The following is a 5,254-nucleotide window of genomic DNA, read 5'->3' on the forward strand; positions in this document are numbered from 1 at the left end:
ACAAGCTTGCCGATGACTGGATGGCGCTGGACGATGCGGCACTGGCCGGCAAGGACGCGGCGCGTTGCCTGGACGAAGGCGACGCCGACGCCGCGGCCCGCGCCTGCGCAGTGGCTGAACTGCTGGCCCTGGAAAGCGCGCCGCGCGTGGCGCAGAACGCGATCCAGGTTCATGGCGCGTTGGGCATCGCGTGGGAATGCGATATGCACCTGTACCTGAAACGGGTACGCCACATCGCCGCCATGCTGGACGGCGGCCGGCGCCGCGAGGTGCTGCTGGAGCGCCTGTGGGAAGCCGGCGGCGCCGGGCAGGCTGTGCCGGCGCGGTGAAGCACTGGCACTGCGGACAATATCGTCAACCGGCCTTGGCGTTGATTGCCTTGACGATATCCGCCTGGCGCGCGGTCTCGGTCTTGATGTAGTCGCGCAAATGCTCCACCGACCCTCCTTCTACCGTTATTCCGCTGGCTTCCAGGCGCGCCTTGACTTTTGCGTCGGCCAGTACTGCGTTGGCCACGCTGTTCAAGCGGTCGATGATGGGGCCGGGTACTCCCGCGGGGGCCAGCAGCGCAAAGCAGGTGTCGCTGACCAGTTCCGGCATGCCGAGCTCGGCAGTGCTGGGAACCTGCGGAAGCACCGGGGACCGGGTTTTCGACATGACCGCCAGGCCCTTGGCGCGTCCGTCATTGACGTACGGCACCATCATGATGACCAGCGGCATCATGGATTCCAGTTGGCCGGACATCAAGTCCGTGGTGGCGACGCCGGGCGAGGTATAAGGAACGTGTACCAGTCTTGCGCCGGTATCCTGCTGGATCATGGCGCCCGCGATATGCCATGAACTGCCGGTGCCCGTGGATCCGTAGGTCAGCCCCTGCGGCCGCGATTTGGCCAGCTTGATGTATTCCGCCAGACTGTTCACGGGCAAGTCTTTGTTCACCGCGACAATGTTGGGTACGCAGCCAACCTTCGCGATGGGGGCGAAGTCTTTCTGCGAGTCGAAGGACAGGTCTTTGTATAGCGCCATGTTGGTGGCCAGCGGGCCCGTCCAACTCAGGACAATGGTGTAGCCGTCGGGTTCGGCGCGGGCCGCTTCGGCCATCCCCACATTGCCGCCGGCCCCGGGCCGGTTGAGTACCGCGATCGGTTGGCCGAGGAGCTTCGACATCTCTTCGGCCAACAGGCGGGCCGTGGGATCTGACGACCCGCCAGGCGCGGCGGGAAGAATCAGGCGCATGGGTTTGGTCGGCCAGTCCCCGGCGGCCCACACAGCATTGGCCGTAGCGAGGGCAGCCAGCGGGATCATGCCCGCAAGCAGGGTTTTTCTCAGCCGGCGGCTCAGGCTTGGCTGGGCGGGGCTCGCGGTTCGCTTCATCGATGTCTCCTCTGGAATGGGTTATGTGTCCCAGTTCTGGTAATGCGCGGGCATGTGAGGCCCGTTACTGCCCTTCGGCCGTTGTGTGAATAGTCACCTGGAAGGGCACTTGATGCCGGGGGATCAATGCCGAGCTCAGTCCCACTACCGGACGCACCCGGGTGCCTGGCGAGGTGGTGGCCCATTTGCCGGTTCCGTACGTTCCGTTGACGGCCAACGGATCTACCTCTCTGCGCAGCTTGTCCGCTTCAGCGCGGGTTTGCGTGCGCACGGCAATGCGCAGCACCACCTCATACGGGGGAGCCGCCCCGGCAGGGGTGGACTCGCGGTGTACGGCATTCAACCCCACGTAATCCATGCGTATTTCCGTGGCACTCAGCCGGATCTTGCGGAATCGCTCATGCAGGATGCTCTTGGTCAGTTCCGCGCGGGAAAGGGCGCCCGGTCCCGCGAAAAGCACCATTTCCTCGGTCATGTAGCCTTCATCCAGGCCGATCAGTGCTTTCAGCGTGCCGGTGCGGGGGCGCCCCGCCTGGTCTATCAGTACTTCGACGCGGTCGGGCCCGGCCTGCCGGAACGACACGCGGGTCAGGTCGGCAATGCAGTCCGGGCACAGATAGGCCGACGGATCCTGCACTTCGTAGATCAACTGTTCTTTGCAAGTGGCCTCAGACACCACGCCGCCCGTGCCGGGCAGCTTGGTGATGAATGCCGTGGTGTCGGTGACTTCGGCGATGGGCGCGCCGACATTCGCGAGGTCGGGCACTTCTTTATAGCCAGGGTCGGCGAAATAGCCGCCGCTCACCTGTGTGCCGCACTCCATCAGGTGGCCGATGATCATGCCCCGTGCCATCGCCTGGTGATCGTCGAATGACCAGCCGAATTCGTGGGCCAGCGGCCCAAGGTAGACGCAGGCATCGGCCACGCGGGTGGTGATGACGATGTCGGCGCCGTCGGCCAGCGCCTGTACGATCCCTTCTGCTCCCAAATACACTTCTGCCGACAGAATACGGTCGCGCGCGCGGGCGACGGGTTCCCCGGTTTCGGTGAAGTTCACATCCAGGTCCGCAATGGATTGGTGCAGCAGTCCGCCCGATACCGCGGCGACCCGCAAGTCCTCGATGCCGAGTTCCTTGCCCAGTTGAATCAGGCGCCGCGCCGCCGCCACTGGGTCGAGCCAGCCCTGGTTGGTCACGATACGGATGCCGCGGCGCTTGCAGTCCCGCAGTATTGGGCGCATGCGGTCGACCAGGTAAGGGTCGTAGGGAACTTGGCCGGCGTCTTCCATTCTTGCGACTTGCGCCGCGCTCATGGTGACTTCCGACATCGAGTCGAAGCACAGGTAATCCAGCTGGCCGCGTTCCACCAGGTCGGGCGCATGGTCGTGGCGGTCGCGCGCCCATGCCGCGCCGCATCCCAGGCGAATAGTCTTCATTGCGCCTCCTGCGCGCGCAACGTGGCGGATCGCTCCGGGGTATCGTCCGGCACCGTGATCGGAAGCGTCATCATCAGGGACGCCAGGGCCTTGCCCGATTCTTCGAAAGCCAGGGTGCGGGAACGCCCGCCGTCCAGAACATTTTCCAGCACAAAGTTCAGCGCGGCGATGGCTGGCAGTTCGTAGCGGGTGATCGAGCCCCGGGTAATGGGCCCGTAGAGGCTCCTGACAGCACTGACGGTGACATGCCGGCATAACAACGGAAAGAGCGCGGGGTCGTAGGCAATGACCGAAACGTTCGAGTCGTTGCCTTTCTCCCCCGACCTGGAATGCGCCAGCTCGCGCAGGGGAATGGTCTTCATGGATCGTCCTCGGAAAGAAGCGACAGGAAGATAATCCCGTCTCAAGACCTGGAACAGCCATGCTACCGAGGGCATATATATTAGTTAAATCATTTATTCTTAAAGAAAAATTAGTCTTTCTTATTAATAGGGCCGCCCGGCGTACCGTTATCCATGTGCGTCAGATTGCGTCCCGCAACGAGCCCAGTGTTTTTTCGGCTTCCAGCATTGCCATGAACGCCTGCGTCGACGGCGGAAGCACCTTGCCCTTGAGCCGAACAATGCCCAATTGCCGGTCCATTCCCTGGATGTCCACGGCGCGCGAGCGCAACCGCGGGTCCAGCGCCAGGTCGAAGCCGCTTGCCGGCAACAAGGCGATCCCCAAGCCCGCCTGCACCATGCCGATTGCCGTCGTGTTGTACGACGCCTGGCAACTGGCCATTGCAATCCTGCCCTGGGCGGCGAAGGCCGTATCGACGATGCGGCGCACCGTGCTGCCTGGCGCCATCATGATCAAGTCATGCCTGGAAAGTTCGTCGATATCCACGGTTTCGGCGTGCTGTACCGGGTGGCCTTCCAGGTACAGCAGGCAAATCGTCTCGCGCAGCAGTGGATGAATGGCCAGGTCGGGCGTCGGACGGGGGACGTCGGTGATGCCGAAGTCGATGTCTCCCCGGTTGACCATCGCCACCACCTGGTCCCCCAGGCCGTCGCTCAACAGGAACGATACGCCTGGGTGGTGCCGGCGGAATTCCGCGATGCGGCTGGGCAGGTACAGGGATGCGACGGATGGCAAGCAGCCCAGCCGGACTGTCCCGGTGCGCTTGTGGCGCAGGTCTTGCGTGGCGTCGACGATATCGTCCAGTTGCTGAAGCATCGCGGTCAGCACGGGAACCAGATCCACGCCGATGTCCGTCAGCCGCAGTTGCCGCGTCGTGCGGTCGAACAATTTCAGGCCCAGCGATTCTTCCAGCGACCGGATCTGCTGCGTGACAGCCGGTTGCGTGCGGTGCAATACCTCGGCGGCGCGCGTGAAGCTGCCGTAGCGGCTGACAGCCAGAAATGCCCTGAGCTGCAGCAGCGAGATATTGGGTTGCCCGCCGCCGCTCACGGCGTTTCCACGGCCCGCTGCTCGATCGCCACATCGCCCCACGGCGACATGATCTCGGTGCAGCCTTCGTTGCGGCCGTCGTGCCGCAGCACGCCGGACGGGCAGGCGTAGGCATACGCGTACAGGGTGCGCGGGGCGGCCGCGTGGGGGTGCGCCGCGGCCACGGCATCGTAGGCCTCGCGGGGCAGCCTGGGATCCAGCGTCAGCACCTCGGTACTGGCGTCCAGGCGGGCGTGGTGGAAGGCGTCTTCCAGCGACATGCCGTAGTCCATCAGGAATGACGTCAATTGCATGACGGCGGGCAATATCTTGCGTCCGCCCGAGGCGCCCAGCGCGAAGCGCCGCCCGCCGGTCTCGCCGATGACCGGACAGATGTTCATCAGGCAGCGGCGCGCCGGCGCCAGCGAATTGGCCTTGCCCGGTTCCGGGTCGAACCACATGATGCCGTTATTCAGCAGCATGCCGGTCGACGGCGATACCACGTGCGAGCCAAATGCCGACAGCAGGGTCTGCGTGACGGCGCACTGGTTGCCGTGGCGGTCCACCACGCTGAAATGGGTGGTGCAGGCCGGCGCGCGCGGATCTTCGTTATCGCCCATATTGGACAGGCGCCAGCAGTATTCGTCGCGCAGCACCTGGGCGTAGGCGGCGAAGGCATCGGCGCCGGGCGCCTGGCCCGGGTCCAGCGCCTTTTCCAGGCGTTGCAGGCAGCGGGCCAGGCTGGGGCCGGCCGTCATTTCCGGGGTGGCGTAGAGCCGGCCGCCACGGTAGTCGATGGCCAACGGATCCTGCAGCGCGGCGCGGTAATCGCGCAGGTCCTGGTGGCTGAGGCAGCCCCCCTTGTCCCGCACGTCGCGCGCCAGCGCCGCGCCGATATCGCCATCGTAGAAGGCCCGCGGCCCTTGTTCGGCCAGGTAGGCCAGCGTGTCCGCCGCCCGGGGAAGGGCGATGCGCAGGCCGGCCGCCGCGGCCCAGCCGCTGGCCTTGGGCCAC

The 5,254-nt window shown here is 65.0% G+C and carries 6 protein-coding genes; 1 reads left to right on the forward strand and 5 read right to left on the reverse strand.

Features of this window, described 5'->3' with window-relative positions:
- Positions 1-329 (forward strand): acyl-CoA dehydrogenase family protein (locus LPZ50_RS21345; protein ID WP_268903533.1); only part of this gene is annotated, 329 nt, incomplete at its 5' end.
- A gap of 25 nt (positions 330-354) precedes the next feature.
- Here the strand turns inward: LPZ50_RS21345 and LPZ50_RS21350 are convergent.
- From LPZ50_RS21350 to LPZ50_RS21370, 5 genes are all read right to left on the reverse strand, one after another.
- Positions 355-1,374, reverse strand: coding sequence for a Bug family tripartite tricarboxylate transporter substrate binding protein (locus LPZ50_RS21350; RefSeq protein WP_230664737.1), 1,020 nt, complete (start codon positions 1,372-1,374; stop codon positions 355-357).
- A 64-nt stretch (positions 1,375-1,438) separates the two neighbouring features.
- Positions 1,439-2,809 (reverse strand): acyclic terpene utilization AtuA family protein, encoded by a 1,371-nt coding sequence (locus LPZ50_RS21355; RefSeq protein ID WP_230664739.1) that lies wholly within the window; start codon positions 2,807-2,809, stop codon positions 1,439-1,441.
- A complete protein-coding gene (locus LPZ50_RS21360; RefSeq protein ID WP_230664741.1) occupies positions 2,806-3,171 on the reverse strand; it encodes a hypothetical protein in 366 nt (121 codons plus the stop codon). Before LPZ50_RS21360 ends, LPZ50_RS21355 begins: the two co-directional genes overlap by 4 nt.
- A 160-nt stretch (positions 3,172-3,331) precedes the next feature.
- Positions 3,332-4,261 carry a LysR family transcriptional regulator gene (locus LPZ50_RS21365; protein WP_230664743.1) on the reverse strand — a complete coding sequence of 310 codons (930 nt, stop codon included), beginning with the start codon at positions 4,259-4,261 and terminating at the stop codon, positions 3,332-3,334.
- Positions 4,258-5,254, reverse strand: a 997-nt coding sequence (locus LPZ50_RS21370; RefSeq protein ID WP_230664745.1) for a gamma-glutamyltransferase, incomplete at its 5' end; no start/stop codon positions are given. The genes LPZ50_RS21365 and LPZ50_RS21370, both read right to left, overlap by 4 nt.

Origin of the sequence: Bordetella petrii (genome assembly GCF_020991325.1) — a bacterium.
GTDB classification, from domain to species: Bacteria; Pseudomonadota; Gammaproteobacteria; order Burkholderiales; family Burkholderiaceae_B; genus Bordetella_A; species Bordetella_A petrii_E.

What these genes read in the sequence shown, in the direction of transcription:
- LPZ50_RS21350 (WP_230664737.1), bottom strand. Translation starts at nt 1,374, where the DNA reads ATGAAGCGAACCGCGAGCCCCGCCCAGCCAAGCCTGAGCCGCCGGCTG.
- LPZ50_RS21355 (WP_230664739.1), bottom strand. Translation starts at nt 2,809, where the DNA reads ATGAAGACTATTCGCCTGGGATGCGGCGCGGCATGGGCGCGCGACCGC.
- LPZ50_RS21360 (WP_230664741.1), bottom strand. Translation starts at nt 3,171, where the DNA reads ATGAAGACCATTCCCCTGCGCGAGCTGGCGCATTCCAGGTCGGGGGAG.